The following is a 16217-nucleotide window of genomic DNA, read 5'->3' as shown; positions in this document are numbered from 1 at the left end:
ACATGGACGTGGACGGAATCGACACCGGCGACTACGCCGAGTACATGACGGTCGCCGCCGGTGACCTGCAGGCGGGTGTCTATCTGATCGGAACCGACGCCGAGCAGGACACCGATTCCCAGGACGACCTCGACCTGGACCTCGAGGACTCCGATTCCGACGATGACGACATCGACATCGCACACGTCACCGACGGCGCGCCCAGGCTGGTCTACTCGGTGCAGTCCGACGACTTCTGGACCCGTGTGGAGTTGGCCGATCTTCGAGCCACTCAGCTCTACGAGGAAGCGCACGCACGCAATCCCGAGGTCAACACGGAGCCCAAACGCTTCACCACCGTCGAGGCGTTCGGCAGCAACGAACTGGTCTACATCCTGCGCATCCGACGCGGCGGCTGGGACGTGGGCGAGCCGGACCTCGAGCCGTGATCGGCGCGCTCCGTTAGGCGGCGGACCCGACAGTTCCGATGCCGAGCGCGACCAGGAATCCGGCGCTGATGCGGTCCAGCCAGTCGGTCACCGCGGGCCTGCTCAGCAGAGCCACCGCACGTGAGGCGAGAACGGAGAACACTCCCATCACCAGAGCGGCGACAACCACCTCGACCAGCCCGAGCGTCATGGCACCGGTGAAGGTGACCACGGTGAGGAACTGCGGCACCACTGCGAGGTAGAACAGCCCGACCTTGGGATTGAGCGCGCACGAGAGAACTCCGGCGCCGAACGCCGACCACGCAGACGCAGCGACAGGCACCAGCGGCTCACCGGCCACCTTGTTCTTCCGTCGGGCGCGGAAAGCCTTCACGCCCAGGTACAGCAGATACAGTCCGCCGAGAATCTTGACGACGCGATACGCGGTCGCGGATTGCTCGACGATCGCCGCCAGCCCGACGGCTACCAGCACCGCCCAGAACAGTCCACCGATCGCGACGCCCATCGCCGCCGCGATCCCGGGCTTGAGACCGCCGATGCTGTAACGCAGCACCAGAAACGAATCGGGCCCGGGCAGAATCGCCAGCAGAAAGCACACACCGGCGAAGCTGAGCAGCAGGCTGAGGGTCATGGGTACATGAGAACACCCGGTTCGAGTTGGGTCCAACTGACCTGAGTGTCCACAATTCACGTCAAGCGACGGAATCCCGTCAGCCGTGGGAAATTGTGGACACTCAGCGCACCGACGTCAGCCGAGACGAGGGTTCGCGCGGTCGTACGCCAGCCAACTGACGTGGGTGTCCACAATTCACGTCCAGCGACGGAATCCCGCTCGCTAAGTCGAATAGTGGACGCTCAGCGCACCAGAGAAACCCGACTACCCGCGCAGACGAGCGGCTGCAGCCTCGATGCGTTCGTCCGTGGCCGTGAGTGCGATGCGCACGTGCTGTCCACCGTTCGGTCCGTAGAACTCTCCCGGGGCAGCGAGGATGCCGCGTTCGGCGAGCCAGTCGACGGTGTCGCGGCACGCTTCGCCCCGCGTCGCCCACAGGTACAGCCCGGCCTCGGAGTGGTCGACGGTGAATCCGGCTGCTTCGACGGCTTCCTTCAATACAGTCCTGCGTGATCGGTACCGCTCGCGCTGAATGCTCTCGTGCTCGTCGTCGGCCAGTGCCGCGGTCATGGCGGCCTGGATCGGGAGCGGCACCATCATGCCGGCGTGCTTGCGTACCTCGAGCAACTCGGCAACCAGGGATGCGTCGCCGGTGACGAAGCCGGCGCGGTAGCTGGCCAGATTCGAGGTCTTCGAAAGCGAGTGCACCGCAAGCAGATTGGTGTGATCGCCGTCGCACACGCGCGGATCCAGCACAGAGACCGTTTCGGCGTCCCAGGTCAGTCCCAGGTAGCACTCGTCCGAGACGACGATGGCGTCACGCTCGCGGGCCCAGTCGACGACTTTGCGGAGATGCTCGACTCCGAGCACCTTGCCGGACGGGTTGGACGGTGAGTTGACGAAGATCAGCGACGCCCGCTCGGGGCCCAGACGCGACAGCCCGTCGGCTCGCAGAATTCGCGCGCCCGCCAGCAGTGCCCCCACTTCGTAAGTGGGGTAGGCCAATTCGGGGATGACAACGAGGTCGTCGGCTCCCAGGCCGAGCAGCGTCGGCAGCCAGGCGATCATTTCCTTGGTGCCGATGGCCGGGAGCACCGCGTCGGGCGAGAGACCGGTGATCGTGTACCGACGCTCGAGCGCGGCCACCGCGGCCTCGCGCAACGCGACGGTACCGACCGTGGTGGGGTAACCAGGCTCGCCCGCAACGGAATTCAAGGCCGTACGGATCACCGACGCAACCGGGTCCACCGGTGTACCCACCGACAGGTTGACGATGCCGCCCGGGTGCGCCGACGCCTTCTCCTTGGCAGCGGTCAACGAGTCCCATGGAAAATCGGGCAGCGCCGCTGCCACCGCTCTGCGTGCCAAGGCGTCAGTTCTCGCCCATGGGAGGCAGAGCCTTGATGAACGGCGGGTCGTAGTCGGTCTTGCCGAGCTTCGCAGCGCCGCCGGGAGATCCCAGGTCGTCGAAGAAGTCGACGTTGGCACCGACGTATGCGCTCCACTGCTCGGGCACGTCGTCCTCGTAGAAAATGGCCTCGACGGGGCACACGGGCTCGCAGGCTCCGCAGTCGACGCATTCGTCGGGGTGGATGTACAGCATTCGGTTACCCTCGTAGATGCAATCCACCGGGCACTCTTCGATGCACGCTTTGTCCAGTACATCTACGCACGGTTCTGCAATCGAGTAGGTCACTGCTGCTCTCCCCTCCTGTATCGATCGTGGGCGCTCGCGCGCCCTGAGCATCCTAGTATCGCGGTCCGAACCTGGAGCAAACCGACCAGGGTGACCTCACCTGGCTCGATCGGCTATCGCCGCAGCTGCTTCGCGGGCGAGTCGGCCCCGAGGTTCGAGGCTTTCTTGTGGGCCGCGAGCCACTTGCGGCCCTGCTTGGCGGCACGAGAGAGCGCGCCACGCTCGCCGAAGTATCCGGCGACGCCACCGACGACCGGGATGGCACCGAGCACGCGGTAGATGCCACGAGGATGCGGACGCTTCTCCAGCTCGCCTGCGACGTCGCGCAGCACGTTGGCGATCTGCCACATGCCGCGCAGCAGCGCGAACGGACCCGACTTGGGGGACTCTTCCTTCTTCGCGGGAGCACTGTCGGCCAGGGACGTCAGGTCGCGCTTGCACAGCACCGAGCCGAGTAGCGCCACATGCGTCTCGCGGTCGGTCACCCCCGATTCGCGGGCCACGGCCACCAGCACCATCGCCTGGTTGGCGAAGCCGAGCAGATCCTGGATCGGCAGCCGGTTGACCAGGATGCCGAACACCCCTGGGAACGCGACGGCGACGGTGTTGAGAGCGCCGATGCGGTTGACCCACCACTGCGAGCGCGCCTCGCTGTCGAGCTTCTCCCAGCCCGCGGTGCCGGGAAAGTCGGTGGTGTCGAAGGCCTTCGCGAGGAAGTCGATGACGTTGTCGAGGGTCGAATCATCCGCAGAGGACTCGCGGAACGTCCTGCCCTTGAGCCCTATCGGGTCGCGTGTCGCGAGGATGTCGAGCACGGGATGGATGATGGCGACGGCACTGCTCAGCACCGCGGCGACGCGACGGTCGTCCATGTCAGACAAGCTCCATTTCGAGAGTGACCCCGAGGGTCAGATCAGGCCGGCAACGGACACCGCCGGAGCCGGGCCGTACGTGGTGGTGCGCTGACGAACCGGTCGTCCGATGCCGTCGGCGATCTCGTGCAGTTCCGCAACGGTCTTCTCCGAACCGTTCTGCGAACCCGCCATCCGCGAGATCGTCTCCTCCATCAGGGTCCCGCCCAGATCGTTCGCGCCCCCGTTCAGCATCGCCTGTGTACCCGTGATTCCCAATTTCACCCATGAGGTCTGAATATTGTCGATTCGGCCGTGCAGCATGATGCGGGCCAGAGCATGCACGGCGCGGTTGTCCCGGTTGGTCGGGCCGGGTCGCGAGGCCCCGGCCAGATACAGCGGCGAGGACTGGTGCACGAAGGGCAGCGGCACGAACTCGGTGAACCCACCGGTCTTGTCCTGGATCTTCTTGAGCACGTTCAGGTGGCCGACCCAGTGCGACGGATTGTCGACGTGGCCGTACATCATCGTCGAGCTCGACCGCAGGCCGACCTCGTGCGCGGTGGTGATCACTTCGATCCACTCGGCCGCGGGGAGCTTGCCCTTGGTGAGTACCCAGCGGACCTCGTCGTCGAGAATCTCCGCGGCCGTTCCCGGGATCGAGTCCAGCCCCGCGGCCCGGAGTTCGGTGAGCCACTCACGGATCGACTGACCGCCCCGCGATGCCCCGTTGACGATCTCCATCGGAGAGAAGGCGTGCACGTGCATCGACGGCACCTTGGCCTTGACCGCGCGAACCAGATCGGCGTAACCCGTCACCGGCAGTTCGGGGTCGATCCCGCCCTGCATGCACACCTCGGTGGCCCCGACGACGTGCGCTTCCCACGCCCGATCGGCGACCTCGCTGGTGGACAGGGTGAATGCGTCGGCGTCGCCCTTGCGCTGAGCGAACGCGCAGAAGCGGCAGCCGGTATAGCAGATGTTGGTGAAGTTGATGTTCCGGTTCACCACGTAGGTGACGGTGTCTCCGTTGACCTGCTCGCGCAGATCGTCGGCGAGAGCAGCGACGGCGTCCATTCCCGGGCCCTCGGCGGTCGCGAGCGCGAGGTACTGCTCGTCGGACAACCCGGCCGGGTCCTTCTCCGCAGCCGTCAACGCCGAGACCAGGTCCCGGTCCACCCGTTCGAGCCCGGCGAGATCACGCACCTGCTCGCGGATCGAATCCCAATCGCCGAACGCATTCGCCAGATCCGAACGCGTCTCGGTGTTACGCCCCTGGGTGTCGATCTCGGTGTTCAGGTCGACGCGGCCCGAGGACTCCCACTCCTCGTCCGGCTCCTGCCACGGCAGACCCGTCGGGTTCACGTTCTCGCGCGCCATGCCCGTTTCGGGATCGGCCAGCGCCCGCACGTGCGCCGAGATCCGCGGATCGATCCACGGAGCACCGGCGAGGACGTACTGCGGCTGCGCTGCAACACGTTCCACCAAGCGATAGCCCGCCTTGTCCGACAGATCCGCGAGAGTGTCGAGGTTCGGCCACGGCCGCTCGGGATTGACGTGATCGGGGGTCAGCGGCGAGACCCCGCCCCAATCGTCGACGCCTGCGCCCAGCAACGCTGCGGTCTCCTCCGCTGCCACCAGGTTCGGCGGAGCCTGAATCCGCATCGACGGGCCGACCACCATTCGCGTCACCGCGATCGTCGCCAGGAATTCCTCGAGACCGGCGTCGGGAACGGACCGCATCGCGGTATCGGACTTGGCCAGGAAGTTCTGCACGATGATTTCCTGCACGTGCCCGAAAGACTTGTGCACCTTGCGAATTGCCATGATCGACTCGGCGCGGTCACGCAGCGTCTCGCCGATACCGACCAGAATGCCGGTCGTGAACGGAATGTTGAGCCGTCCCGCGTCGGTCAGCGTGCGCAGGCGAACCTCGGGATCCTTGTCCGGACTGCCGTAGTGCGCCTGCCCCTTCTCCTCGAACAACCGACGCGAGGTGGTCTCGAGCATCATCCCCATCGACGGGGCGACCGGCTTGAGGCGCGAGAGTTCCTGCCACGACATCACTCCGGGATTGAGGTGCGGCAGCAAACCGGTCTCCTCGAGCACCCTGATCGACATGGCGCGCACGTAGTCGAGCGTGGAGTCGTAGCCGCGCGAGTCGAGCCACGCCTTGGCCTCGGGCCACCGCTCCTCCGGCCGGTCGCCGAGGGTGAACAGTGCTTCCTTGCAGCCCAGCGCGGCACCCTTGCGGGCGACGTCGATGATCTCGTCGGGATCCATGAACATCCCGTGGCCGGAAGCGTTGAGCTTGCCCGGGACCGTGACGAACGTGCAGTAGTGGCACTTGTCGCGGCACAACCGGGTGATGGGTACGAACACCTTTCGCGAGTACGACACCGTCTTCGGACGCCCGGCCGACTCGAGACCCGCATCACGAACCCGCGCAGCCGACGCCATCAGATCCACCAGATCGCCTCCACGCGCATGCAGCAGAACCGTCGCCTCGTCGACATTCAACGAGACTCCGTCCCGGGCACGACGCAGAACGCGGCGCATGGCAGAAGCAGCTGGAGCGGTGTCAGGCAACGAAGTCACCAGTCGATCATGCGCCTTCCTGGTACGGACGTGCCACCGCAGGGGTCGGTAGTCCTTCGCCGATCCGTACGTCGCCATTCGGTAACGACTCAGGATGCCGCCGTTCGTACGGGCGGGAAAGCGCACGCCCTCGTGGGAAGCTCCTGTTCATGCGCGCTTTCGCCTGCCCGGCCTGCGGCCGACTCGCCCCTTTCGAGTCGCAGAGCTGCCCATCGTGCTCGACCCTGCTCGGCCTCCATCTCCCGTCCAGAACCCTGATCGCGATCCCGGGCGACGAGGTCGTCGTCGATGGAGTTCGCTGGCACCGTTGCGTCAATTGGTCGTGGCACTGCAACTGGCTGGTTGCCGAGAACTCCGGCAGCGGGCAGTGTGCGGCGGGCCGCCTCATTCGCCGCAGGCCCGAGAGCGACGACACGATCGCACTGGAAAAGCTGGCCGACGCATCCGCTTCCCTGCGTCAGCTTCTCTTCCAGTTGCTGGATCTGGGCCTACCTGTCGATTCGTACCGACAACGTGACGGCGGGCTCGCCTTCGACCTGCTGTCCTCTCGGACCTCCGGTCAGCAGATCACCATCGGTCATGCCAACGGTGTCATCACCATCGACCTGGCGGAGTCACTCGACGCACATCGCGAGGCCCTGAGGGTGCGGCTTCGCGAACCGTATCGGACCATGCTGGGTCATCTGCGGCACGAGGTCGGCCACTACTACGAGAACATCCTCGTCGAGAACGGCCCGCTCATCGACGACTGTCGAGTGCTGTTCGGCGATGAGCGCGCAAGTTACTCGGATGCGATCGCACGTCATTACAAGTTCGGTGCACCCGAGGACTGGCAGCAGAGTTTCATCTCGGAGTACGCCACGATGCATCCGTGGGAGGACTTCGCGGAATGCTTTGCGCACTACCTGCACATCACCGACACACTGGCCACAGCGGCCGAGTCCGGAGTGGTGTTGCGTGCCGACCTGGCAGCCTGGGCGATGCGAGACGATGTCGCTCCACGAACGAGCTATCACGACGCGAACATCGACGACATCCTCGAGGACTGGCAGATCCTGTCGGGAGTGTTCAACAGGGTCAACAGGTCGATGGGCAAGGGCGACCTCTATCCCTTCACCATTGCGCAACCCGTGCACGAGAAGTTGCGGTTCGTGCACCGCGTCGTCACGACCGCGGCAGGAACGGACAGCTAGGTTTGCAACCGTGACAACGATGACCGATCCACAGTGGCAACCGTCTCCGCGCGCACGTCTGCTCTGGGCTCTGAGCGCCGGTCTGCTGTGGGTACCGATCTTCGTCGCCCAGATCGTGTGGGCAATCGTCGACTCGAATTGGACGACCTGGCCGCATGTAGCCGTCTTCGTCGCCTCGGTCGTGCTCGCTGTGCTGCACATCGCGATCGTGCCCCAGTGGCGGTATCGCGTGCATCGCTGGGAGATCAGCGACACCGCGGTCTACACCCGCACCGGCTGGCTGAGCCAGGAGCGACGCATCGCACCGATCTCGCGGGTACAGACAGTCGACACCGAGCGCGGACCTCTCGATCGTCTGCTGGGGTTGGCCACGGTCACGGTCACGACGGCGTCCTCTGCCGGCGCGGTCAAGATCACGGCACTCGACCAGGAAGTCGCGGACAAGACGGTCGCGCGCCTCACCGACATCGCCGGCCGTACCGTCGGAGACGCAACGTGACCGTCGGTGACCCGCAGGACCAGGCAGAACTGCTGGCCGTCGAGGAGGAGCAGCCGTGGCTGCGCCTGGACAAGCGAATGTTGTTGGTACATCCGGTGAACGAGGGCATCAAGCTCCTGCCCGTATTGCTGATCTCGTTCTTCGTCGGCAGCCAGAGCGGCAACCACTACTGGAGTCTCGGCATTCTCGCGGTCGTCGTGGTGTTCGCGATACTGCGGTGGTTCACCACCAGTTACCGGATCGGTCCGGTGCACGTGCAACTGCGAAGCGGGGTGCTGCAGAAGAAAGTTCTGTCCATTCCGCGCAACAGGATTCGGTCGGTCGACGTGGAGGCGAACGTTCTGCACCGGGTGCTCGGGCTGTCCATCCTGCGTATCGGCACCGGCCGACAAGCAGGCAACGGCGAGGCCTTCGAGCTCAACGCTCTCGACACGTCACTGGTGCCTTCACTTCGTGGAGATCTGCTGCAGCGGGTCTCGGGACAGATACCGATGTCCGACGGGATGCCAACGGCGGCACCCGAACCCGAAGTGGAGATCGCTCACTGGCAGTTCTCGTGGGTGCGGTTCGCACCGTTCTCCATCACCGGCATCGTCACCATCGCTGCGGCCGTCGGTGTGCTGTTTCAGTACGGACTCGGGCGAACATTGGCGGAGTCCTCGGTGGTCTCCAACAGCATCGATTCCGCAGAGCAACTGGGAATCGCATTGTTCGTGGTCGTGGCCCTGATTGCACTGCTGGTCGTGTCGAGCATTTTCGCGTGCATTCGCTACCTGTTGACCTACGCCAACCTGACGGTCACCGATCAGGGGCGCACGCTGCACGTCAGTCACGGACTGCTGCGGACCCGTCAGTCGACACTCGATCGCAAGCGGCTGCGCGGCACGTCACTGTCCGAACCACTGCTGCTGCGCGCGGTGAAAGGTGCCAGGCTCGACGCCATCATGACCGGCGTCAGCGCCGAGAAGAAGGAATCGTCGCTGCTGCTCCCCCAGGCTCCGCGAGCCGAGGCACTCCGCATGATGACCACGGTCCTGGGCGACGCCGGGTTGCACGGCGGCGCCGACCGACCCCTGCTGCAGCACGGACCCGCGGCGCGGCGTCGCCGCTACACCCGGGCGGTGCTGCCGGTGGTGGTCATCGCGGCCGGCCTGGGAATCGCGCAGTACGTCGGCGCGCCCATCCCGATACTCGCCTGGATCGCGCTTGGGGTGTTGTTCCTCGCCGCCTTCGGGCTCGCGCACGATCGCTTCCGTGGACTCGGCCACGCGGTACTGCCCGGTTGGCTCATCACCCGACACGGCTCGCTCGACAGGAGTCGGCACAGCCTCGAGGCCGCAGGCATCATCGGCTGGACGGTGCGGCAGACGTTCTTCCAGCGTCGCGCCGGGGTGGCCACCATCGTCGCCGCTACTCCGGCCGGCGTCGGTCACTACGAGGTGATCGACATCCCCATCGAGAACGCGTGGGCGATGATCGACGCCGTCACCCCTGGAGCCGGAGACATCTGGCTGCACCGAACCTGACATGACGCGGCCGCAGAGCATCGAGGAACTCGACCTCGCAGTGTCGGAATGCCGCGCCTGCCCGCGTCTGGTGCAGTGGCGCGAGCAGGTCGCGCTCGAGAAGCGAGCCGCTTTTGCGAACGAAACATATTGGGGTAGAGCGGTTCCCAGTTTCGGGCCCGCCGACGCGGCCATGCTGATCGTCGGACTGGCCCCGGCAGCGCACGGCGGCAACCGCACCGGCCGGATGTTCACCGGAGACCGAAGCGGGGACGTTCTCTATCGCGCGATGCATGCGGTCGGTTTGGCCAACCAACCCACCGCGACACATATCGGAGACGGGTTGACGCTCAACGGAGTTCGCATTGCCGCGCCGGTGCACTGTGCTCCGCCGCAGAACAAGCCGACTCCCGCCGAGCGAGACGCATGCAGGCCCTGGCTGGACGACGAACTGCGGTTGCTGCGCCCGACGCTACGGTCGGTGCTCGTCCTCGGTGCCTTCGGCTGGCAGTCCCTGTTGCCCATACTGGCGGCCAATGGATGGGAGATACCAAGGCCTGCACCGAAGTTCGGCCATGGAGCCAAGCTCGATCTTGGCTCGATCACCGTGTTCGCCAGTTACCACGTCAGCCAGCGAAACACCTTCACCGGACTGTTGACTCCGACGATGATCGAGGACGTACTGCGGGATGCGGGTCGGCATGCACGCTTGCTGTGATCGCCTTCATCCGGAACATGAACAGCAGCACTCCTGCGGGGCCCGCTCCGGCAACGATCAGCAGCATGGTGCGCCAATCGGCGAGCAGGAGAACGTCGCCGCCGGGCCCGCCGAACATGCACAGCAGAACCGCGGCGAACCATCCGATCAAGGGTGACGCCACCCAGAGCGGCCGCTCGGCGACCTTGCGCGCCGCCAGGATCAACGCGACATTGGCAACTCCGCCGAGCAGTGCGCTGACGGGGAATTGCACCGAACCGAGGTAGGTCGGGAGAAAGAAGACCGACAGAATTCCGGACAGAAAGCCGTCGAACACCAGCACTGCGACCGTCGCCCAGGACACCAGGGCGACAGTATTGGATGCAGCTTTCGAGATCATGCGCCCAATACTGCCTTGACCCTGGTTGTTTCAGTGCGCCGGCACTCAGGAAACCGGCGGGTACCCGAGCGAGGTGAGCAGATTGCTCGCGCCCATGGCGATCTGACCCAGAACGTACTGGTACAGATCTGCCTGTGCGCCGAACTGCGGCTTGAGAGAATCGACGAACGCGACGATGGCGTCCTGCACTACCCAGTTGTACATGTGTGTTCCGCCCCTGCTGTGGTGAGATCGACCCTGTGGTCATTCAGTGATGCGAAGCACAGCCTAGTACGCCTGCGAAAAGGTCCGTCTCCCTGCCCGTCGCATCGCTGCCGGATTCGCCCCGCACGAGCACGTACTGCTCGTCGAGCAATATCGGCTGGGCGATGTCGTTGGACAGTGCGTACTCGTTGCCCGACGGCGCGACGGTCACCTGAGTCGCATGTGCGCGCAGTGCTTCCCGCTTGGCGTCGAGCACGCCCCGAATGTCGATACTGGTGGTGATCGTGCTTTCCGGGACGCTGGGCAGCTCACCGTCGACCGGCAGTCGCCATCCGGCCGGAAGCTCGTCGATCGCGGCGAGACCCGACTGCAGTTGATCGTGTCCGGTGACGGTCCAGTAGAACTTCGACACCTCCCACGGCGCTCCGGCATCGGGGTAGACCTCGGTTCCGCAGATCTCGACAGCCTCGGTCACCAGCGAGTGCACCTGCTGGTGATCGGGGTGGCCGTACCCGCCCTCGGGGTCGTATCCGACGACGACCTGCGGCCGGAGCTCACGCATGACCGCCACGAGCGCTCCGAGGGCCTCGTCACGGTCCGCGTTGACGAACGCGCGCGGTTTGCGAGCCGCCGACGTCCCCGCCATCCCGGAATCCCGCCAGCGTCCGGCTCCACCGAGAAAGCGCGGCGGGTTGCAGCCCAGGGCAGCGAGCGCGCGGTGCAATTCCAGGATCCGGTAACCGCCGAGCTGATCAGCGCGATCGACCACCAGATCGGCCCACGTCTCACCGATCACTTCGCCCTCCTCGCCGAGCGAGCAGGTGAGCACCGTGACCTCGGCCCCGGCGCGGACGTAATGCGCGATGGTGCCGCCGGTGGTGATGGTTTCGTCGTCCGGATGCGCGTGCACCATGAGCAACCGCTGTGGCTCCGTCATCGCTTGATCCGTCATTGCCTGCCCTGTCATCGCTGGTTACTCGCCGTTCGTTCTGTCGTCCGTATCACTGCCGGCATCGGCATCACTGCTGTCATCGGCCGAGCAGCTGCGCCAGATGCGGGAGCGATCGTGCCGTCACATCGGGTGCGGCAAGGTAATCCGGGTACGGCCCGCCGTCGCGATGGATCCAGGCGGTCGCCAAGCCTGCACGGTGCGCGCCGTCGATGTCCCAGGGATGAACCGCGACGAGCATGGCGTCCTCCGGCTTCGCGCCGCACTGATCGAGTGCGTAGCGGTAGGAGTCCGCGTGCGGCTTCCATCGACCGGCGGCTTCCACCGACAGCAACGACTCGAAATTCTCGCGCACTCCGGCCTTGTCCAGCAGGGTCTGTGCCACCTGGACCGAACCGTTACTCAGAGTGATCAGCCGGATGCCGAGTGCTGCCAGGGCGGTCACTCCCTCGACGACATCGGAATGAACGTCGAGCTCCGCGAAACCACCCATGATGTGGTCCACCGCGGCGTCCAGATCCGGGTTCGAGGCGGTGTCGAACAGCAGGGTACGAAGCGAACCGGAACCGATGACGGCGAAGGGCTGGGCAGCATCCGCTGCTGCCAACGCGAAGCCGTCCCGGAGCAGGCCCGCGAACCACGTCGCGAACAAGTGCGGCGGAGCGCCCACGTCGGCGAACCGTGCCGGCATCGTGGACATGTCGGACAACGTCTCGTTCACGTCGAACACGATGACGGCGGGGCGATCGATGCGAGTCACCGGGGCGTCCGCATCCACTGCGGCGCGTCGGCGAAGATCCCGACCTCGACCGGGCCGGTCAGCGAGACGCCGGTGATGCCGGGTACGGCGGCCACCACGGACGCGTCCTGCATGATCGGCAGCGTCGACGCCAGCGACCACAGCCTCGGCTCGATGTCGTTGGTGGCCACGGAGGATTCGAGGCCGCTGACCAGTGCCCTGTCGATCGTCGGTTGCAGTTCCGGAACACACAGGCCGGACAGATTTCGCGGTATCTCGACGCCGTCGCCGCTGCTGTCGGCCGGCTCGTCGACGCAACCGAACCGGGAGGCGAGTGCCGTGGCGGGGTCGACTCCCGCGCTGGTCCATCCGACCACCGCGTCGACGGCTCCGTCGGTCAACGCCGTCGAATACAGCTCGTCGGCGGGAAGTGGGGTCACGGTCGCATCGATGCCTGCGCCCACGAGTTCGTCTGCGGCCGTTCCGGCGACCGCGAGCGCGATGTCGTCGTTCTCGACGGCACCGATCACGAACCGCAACGCGGTGCCGGTCGGGTCCGCAAGCTTGGTGACACTCGGGCCCGGAGCACTCGTGGAGGTCGGGTCGGGACTCGTCGTCGGAGCGGCGGTGGTCGGTGCGCTCGGGTTCGGGGTCGATGTCACCACGGCATCGGGTGTCGGTACGAACCCGGCCCGTTCGAGCAGTTGGAGAGCAGCTGTTCTGCCGATGGGGGCCGGTGCCGTCGCGGTGTATCCGGGGTCGGACGGCGAGGACAGCTGCGCTGCAGCCCGGCGATCCGTCGCGCCACCGCCGGCTCCGACCGTCGCCAGTAGATCGGGGTCGAGTAGACCCAGTATCCCCTGTCGCACAACCGAATTCGACATGTTCGGCGCTCGCCCGTTGACCGTCATCGACAGCACTCGGGATTGCCGGATGGTGTCGGTCCGCACGCCGGGAATTGCCGAGAGTTGGGCTCGCAGGGCCGAGTCGCCACGAACCTGGGCGATCTGAGCGTCACTGGACCGCAGTGAATCGGCCAGCTGCGCGGAGGTGCCCCCGCGGCGGATGAGGATCTGGTCGGGTGATGCGGGCTCGCCCCAGAATCGGTCGTTGCGTTCGAGCAGAATCTCGTCCCGCCCCCGGTCGACGGTCTTGATGTTGAACCGAGAACCGGAGACCGGCACGTTGTCCGTCAGGCCGCCCTGAAAACCGCCGGGTGAGTCCTTGAGCAGATGCGAGGGCACCAGATCGGCGAACAGTCGCTGCCAGGCCGGGTACGGCGACGAGAGCGTCACGTCGACCGTCTTGCCACCGCCCGAGGATGCGACGTCGTCGATCAAGGCGTACCCGGCCGGATCGACGACGCCGGGTTGAGTGGTCATCTGCTGCCACAGGTAGCGGAAATCCTCGGCGGCGATCGGCGCGCTGTCGGACCACTGGGCCTCGTTGCGCAGCTGATAGCGGATGGTGAACGGCGATTGCGACGTCACCTCGGCCGAGATCAACAGCGACAGGTCCGGTTCCCAGGTCGTCACCCCGGTGTCCGGGTCGCGCGAGGGACGGAACGGGCTGGGTAGTACCAGTGAACCGACCGCGGCGGTGGCAGGCGACTGATCTGCCAGTAGATGGGGGTTGAAGCCGATGCCGACATCGTCGATGGCGACGACGACCGGGTCACCGGTCTTCGCCGGCACCATCGTGGTGCTGACCGTGGTCTCGATGCTCTCGATCGGGGGCGGGGGATCCGCAGTGCACGCGGTGAGTACCAGAGCGATGGCAGAAACCAGAACCGTCGGCATCAGCACCTTGCGCAACGAGGATCTCCTTCGTAGTCGGCTACCTTGTGCGACAGAAGCGACGCGCCCCACAAGGGTGACACGTCGCTTCTGCCGCACGAAGTGAGTCTTACAGAGCAGCCTTGTCGCGAGTCTTGCTCCGCGAACGCTCACGAGCGCGCTCGTTGGAATCGAGGTGCACCTTGCGGACGCGCACGACCTCGGGGGTCACCTCGACGCACTCGTCGCCTGCACAGAACTCCATGGCCATTTCCAGGTCCAGCTTCTTGGGCTTGGCCAGGGTCTCCATGACGTCTGCGGAGGACTGACGCATGTTGGTCAGCTTCTTCTCACGGGTGACGTTGATGTCGAGGTCTTCCTGACGCGGGTTGATGCCCACGACCATGCCCTCGTAGGTGTCTGCGCCCGGCTCGACGAAGAACGTGCCGCGATCGGCCAGCTGGATCATCGCGAACGGAGTGACGGTGCCGTGACGGTCCGACACGAGCGAGCCGGTGTGGCGCGCGCGGATCTCACCGGCCCACGGTGCGTACCCGTGGAAGACGGCGTTGGCGATACCGGTACCGCGAGTGTCCGTGAGGAACTCGGTGCGGAAACCGATCAGGCCACGCGAAGGAACGATGAATTCCATGCGAACCCAGCCTGCGCCGTGGTTCGTCATCTGGACCATCTTGCCCTTGCGTGCGGCGAGCAGCTGAGTGACGGCACCGAGGTACTCCTCCGGTGTGTCGACCATGAGCTCCTCGAAGGGCTCGTGCAGTTTGCCGTCGACCGTCTGGGTGACCACCTGGGGCTTGCCGACGGTGAGCTCGAAGCCCTCACGACGCATCTGCTCGACGAGGATGGCGAGAGCGAGCTCGCCACGACCCTGGACCTCCCAGGCATCGGGGCGACCGATGTCGAGGACCTTGAGCGAGACGTTACCGATGAGCTCCTGGTCCAGACGGCTCTTGACCATGCGCGAGGTCAGCTTGTGGCCGCTGACGCGTCCGACGAGCGGGCTCGTGTTGGTGCCGATGGTGACCGAGATGGCCGGCTGGTCGACGGTGATGCGCGGCAGGGCAACCGGGTTCTCGAGGTCGGCGAGGGTGTCGCCGATCATGATGTCCGGGAAGCCTGCGACGGCGACGATGTCTCCTGCAACACCCTTCTCGCCGGGCACGCGCTCGACGCCGATGGTGTTGAGCAGCTCGGTGATCTTGGCCTTCTGGACGACGGGCTCGCCGTCGACCTCACGCATCCAGCTCACGGTCTGGCCCTTGGAGAGCTGTCCGTTGTGGATACGGACCAGGGCGAGACGGCCGAGGAAGGCAGACGCGTCGAGGTTGGTGACGTGCGCCTGCAGTGGAGCGTCGACGTTGCCCTTGGGCGCGGGGACGTAGCTGAGCAGGACCTCGAACAGCTCGTCGAGGTTCTCGGCGTCGGGTGCGTGGCCGTTCTCGGGCTGAACCTTCGATGCCTTGCCTTCACGGCCGGAGGCGTAGAGAACCGGAAGGTCCAGCGCCAGCTCGGCGGCTTCGGATGCCTCGTCGTCCAGGTCGGACGCGAGGTCGAGGAGCAGATCGTGGCTCTCCGAGACGACCTCTTCGATACGCGCGTCGGGACGGTCGGTCTTGTTCACGACCAGGATCACCGGCAGCGAGGCGGCGAGCGCCTTGCGGAGCACGAAGCGGGTCTGCGGAAGCGGGCCCTCGGATGCGTCGACGAGGAGGACGACACCGTCGACCATGGACAGGCCGCGCTCGACCTCTCCGCCGAAGTCGGCGTGGCCGGGGGTGTCGATCACGTTGATGACGGTGATGGTGCCGTCGGCATTGCGCTTGTGGACGGCCGTGTTCTTGGCCAGGATCGTGATGCCTTTTTCTTTTTCGAGGTCACCCGAGTCCATGACGCGGTCGATCGCTTCGGCACGTTCCTCGAACGCGCCGGACTGTCGAAGCATGGCGTCGACCAGGGTGGTCTTGCCGTGGTCGACGTGTGCAACGATGGCGACGTTGCGGAAAGTGGTGGTGCTGTCGATGTTGTCTGCACTGCTTGGGGCGCTCACGC

16 protein-coding genes are annotated in these 16217 nt (G+C 65.7%); 5 read left to right on the top strand and 11 right to left on the bottom strand.

Annotated features, from left to right (window positions below; translation table 11 throughout):
• Positions 1-2: 2 nt before the first annotated feature.
• Entirely contained in the window at positions 3-428 is a 426-nt protein-coding gene (locus tag QM590_RS17325; RefSeq protein WP_068053020.1) for a hypothetical protein, read from the top strand.
• A 13-nt stretch (positions 429-441) separates the two neighbouring features.
• Here the strand turns inward: QM590_RS17325 and QM590_RS17320 are convergent, their stop codons facing one another.
• From QM590_RS17320 to QM590_RS17300, 5 genes are all read right to left on the bottom strand, one after another.
• The gene (locus QM590_RS17320; RefSeq protein WP_094641247.1) at positions 442-1059 is read right to left on the bottom strand and encodes a LysE family translocator; all 618 of its coding nucleotides are present in this window, start codon (positions 1057-1059) and stop codon (positions 442-444) included.
• A gap of 246 nt (positions 1060-1305) precedes the next feature.
• Positions 1306-2409: a succinyldiaminopimelate transaminase gene (gene dapC, locus QM590_RS17315; RefSeq protein WP_269595303.1), complete on the bottom strand. Its 1104-nt coding sequence runs from the start codon at positions 2407-2409 to the stop codon at positions 1306-1308.
• Positions 2410-2413: 4 nt separating this feature from the next.
• The gene (fdxA, locus tag QM590_RS17310) at positions 2414-2737 is read right to left on the bottom strand and encodes a ferredoxin (RefSeq protein ID WP_008714223.1); all 324 of its coding nucleotides are present in this window, start codon (positions 2735-2737) and stop codon (positions 2414-2416) included.
• A 113-nt stretch (positions 2738-2850) separates the two neighbouring features.
• Positions 2851-3609: a hypothetical protein gene (locus QM590_RS17305; protein WP_269595302.1), complete on the bottom strand. Its 759-nt coding sequence runs from the start codon at positions 3607-3609 to the stop codon at positions 2851-2853.
• 36 nt (positions 3610-3645) lie between these two features.
• Positions 3646-6264 (bottom strand): bifunctional FO biosynthesis protein CofGH, encoded by a 2619-nt coding sequence (locus QM590_RS17300; RefSeq protein WP_411741340.1) that lies wholly within the window; start codon positions 6262-6264, stop codon positions 3646-3648.
• A 71-nt stretch (positions 6265-6335) separates the two neighbouring features.
• Here QM590_RS17300 and QM590_RS17295 point away from each other — a divergent pair, with 71 nt between their 5' ends.
• From QM590_RS17295 to QM590_RS17280, 4 genes are all read left to right on the top strand, one after another.
• A complete protein-coding gene (locus QM590_RS17295) occupies positions 6336-7379 on the top strand; it encodes a zinc-binding metallopeptidase family protein (protein WP_269595300.1) in 1044 nt (347 codons plus the stop codon).
• Between the two features lie 19 nt (positions 7380-7398).
• A complete protein-coding gene (locus tag QM590_RS17290; protein ID WP_094668805.1) occupies positions 7399-7878 on the top strand; it encodes a PH domain-containing protein in 480 nt (159 codons plus the stop codon).
• 77 nt (positions 7879-7955) lie between these two features.
• Positions 7956-9404, top strand: coding sequence for a PH domain-containing protein (locus tag QM590_RS17285; RefSeq protein ID WP_269595323.1), 1449 nt, complete (start codon positions 7956-7958; stop codon positions 9402-9404).
• 1 nt (position 9405) lies between these two features.
• Positions 9406-10101 carry a uracil-DNA glycosylase gene (locus QM590_RS17280; protein WP_269595299.1) on the top strand — a complete coding sequence of 232 codons (696 nt, stop codon included), beginning with the start codon at positions 9406-9408 and terminating at the stop codon, positions 10099-10101.
• On the opposite strand, the gene QM590_RS17275 is transcribed toward QM590_RS17280, so the two are convergent.
• From QM590_RS17275 to typA, 6 genes are all read right to left on the bottom strand, one after another.
• The gene (locus tag QM590_RS17275; protein WP_068052980.1) at positions 10028-10480 is read right to left on the bottom strand and encodes a hypothetical protein; all 453 of its coding nucleotides are present in this window, start codon (positions 10478-10480) and stop codon (positions 10028-10030) included. The genes QM590_RS17280 and QM590_RS17275 overlap by 74 nt on opposite strands.
• Positions 10481-10525: 45 nt before the next feature.
• A complete protein-coding gene (locus tag QM590_RS17270) occupies positions 10526-10684 on the bottom strand; it encodes a hypothetical protein (protein WP_008714214.1) in 159 nt (52 codons plus the stop codon).
• Positions 10685-10727: 43 nt separating this feature from the next.
• Complete coding sequence (gene mshB, locus QM590_RS17265; protein WP_269595298.1) at positions 10728-11621, bottom strand: N-acetyl-1-D-myo-inositol-2-amino-2-deoxy-alpha-D-glucopyranoside deacetylase; 894 nt, start codon at positions 11619-11621, stop codon at positions 10728-10730.
• 91 nt (positions 11622-11712) lie between these two features.
• A complete protein-coding gene (locus tag QM590_RS17260; protein ID WP_269595297.1) occupies positions 11713-12393 on the bottom strand; it encodes a haloacid dehalogenase type II in 681 nt (226 codons plus the stop codon).
• On the bottom strand, positions 12390-14171 hold the full coding sequence (locus QM590_RS17255; protein ID WP_269595322.1) for an ABC transporter family substrate-binding protein: 1782 nt from the start codon (positions 14169-14171) through the stop codon (positions 12390-12392). The genes QM590_RS17260 and QM590_RS17255 overlap by 4 nt, the downstream gene beginning before the upstream one ends.
• A 106-nt stretch (positions 14172-14277) precedes the next feature.
• On the bottom strand, positions 14278-16215 hold the full coding sequence (typA, locus tag QM590_RS17250) for a translational GTPase TypA (RefSeq protein WP_068052974.1): 1938 nt from the start codon (positions 16213-16215) through the stop codon (positions 14278-14280).
• Positions 16216-16217: the final 2 nt, after the last annotated feature.

The organism is Rhodococcus sp. IEGM 1372, assembly GCF_030056835.1.
Taxonomy (GTDB): Bacteria; Actinomycetota; Actinomycetes; order Mycobacteriales; family Mycobacteriaceae; genus Rhodococcoides.
The sequence above is the reverse complement of the archived record's forward strand: the minus strand, read 5'-3'. Positions and strand labels throughout refer to the sequence as shown.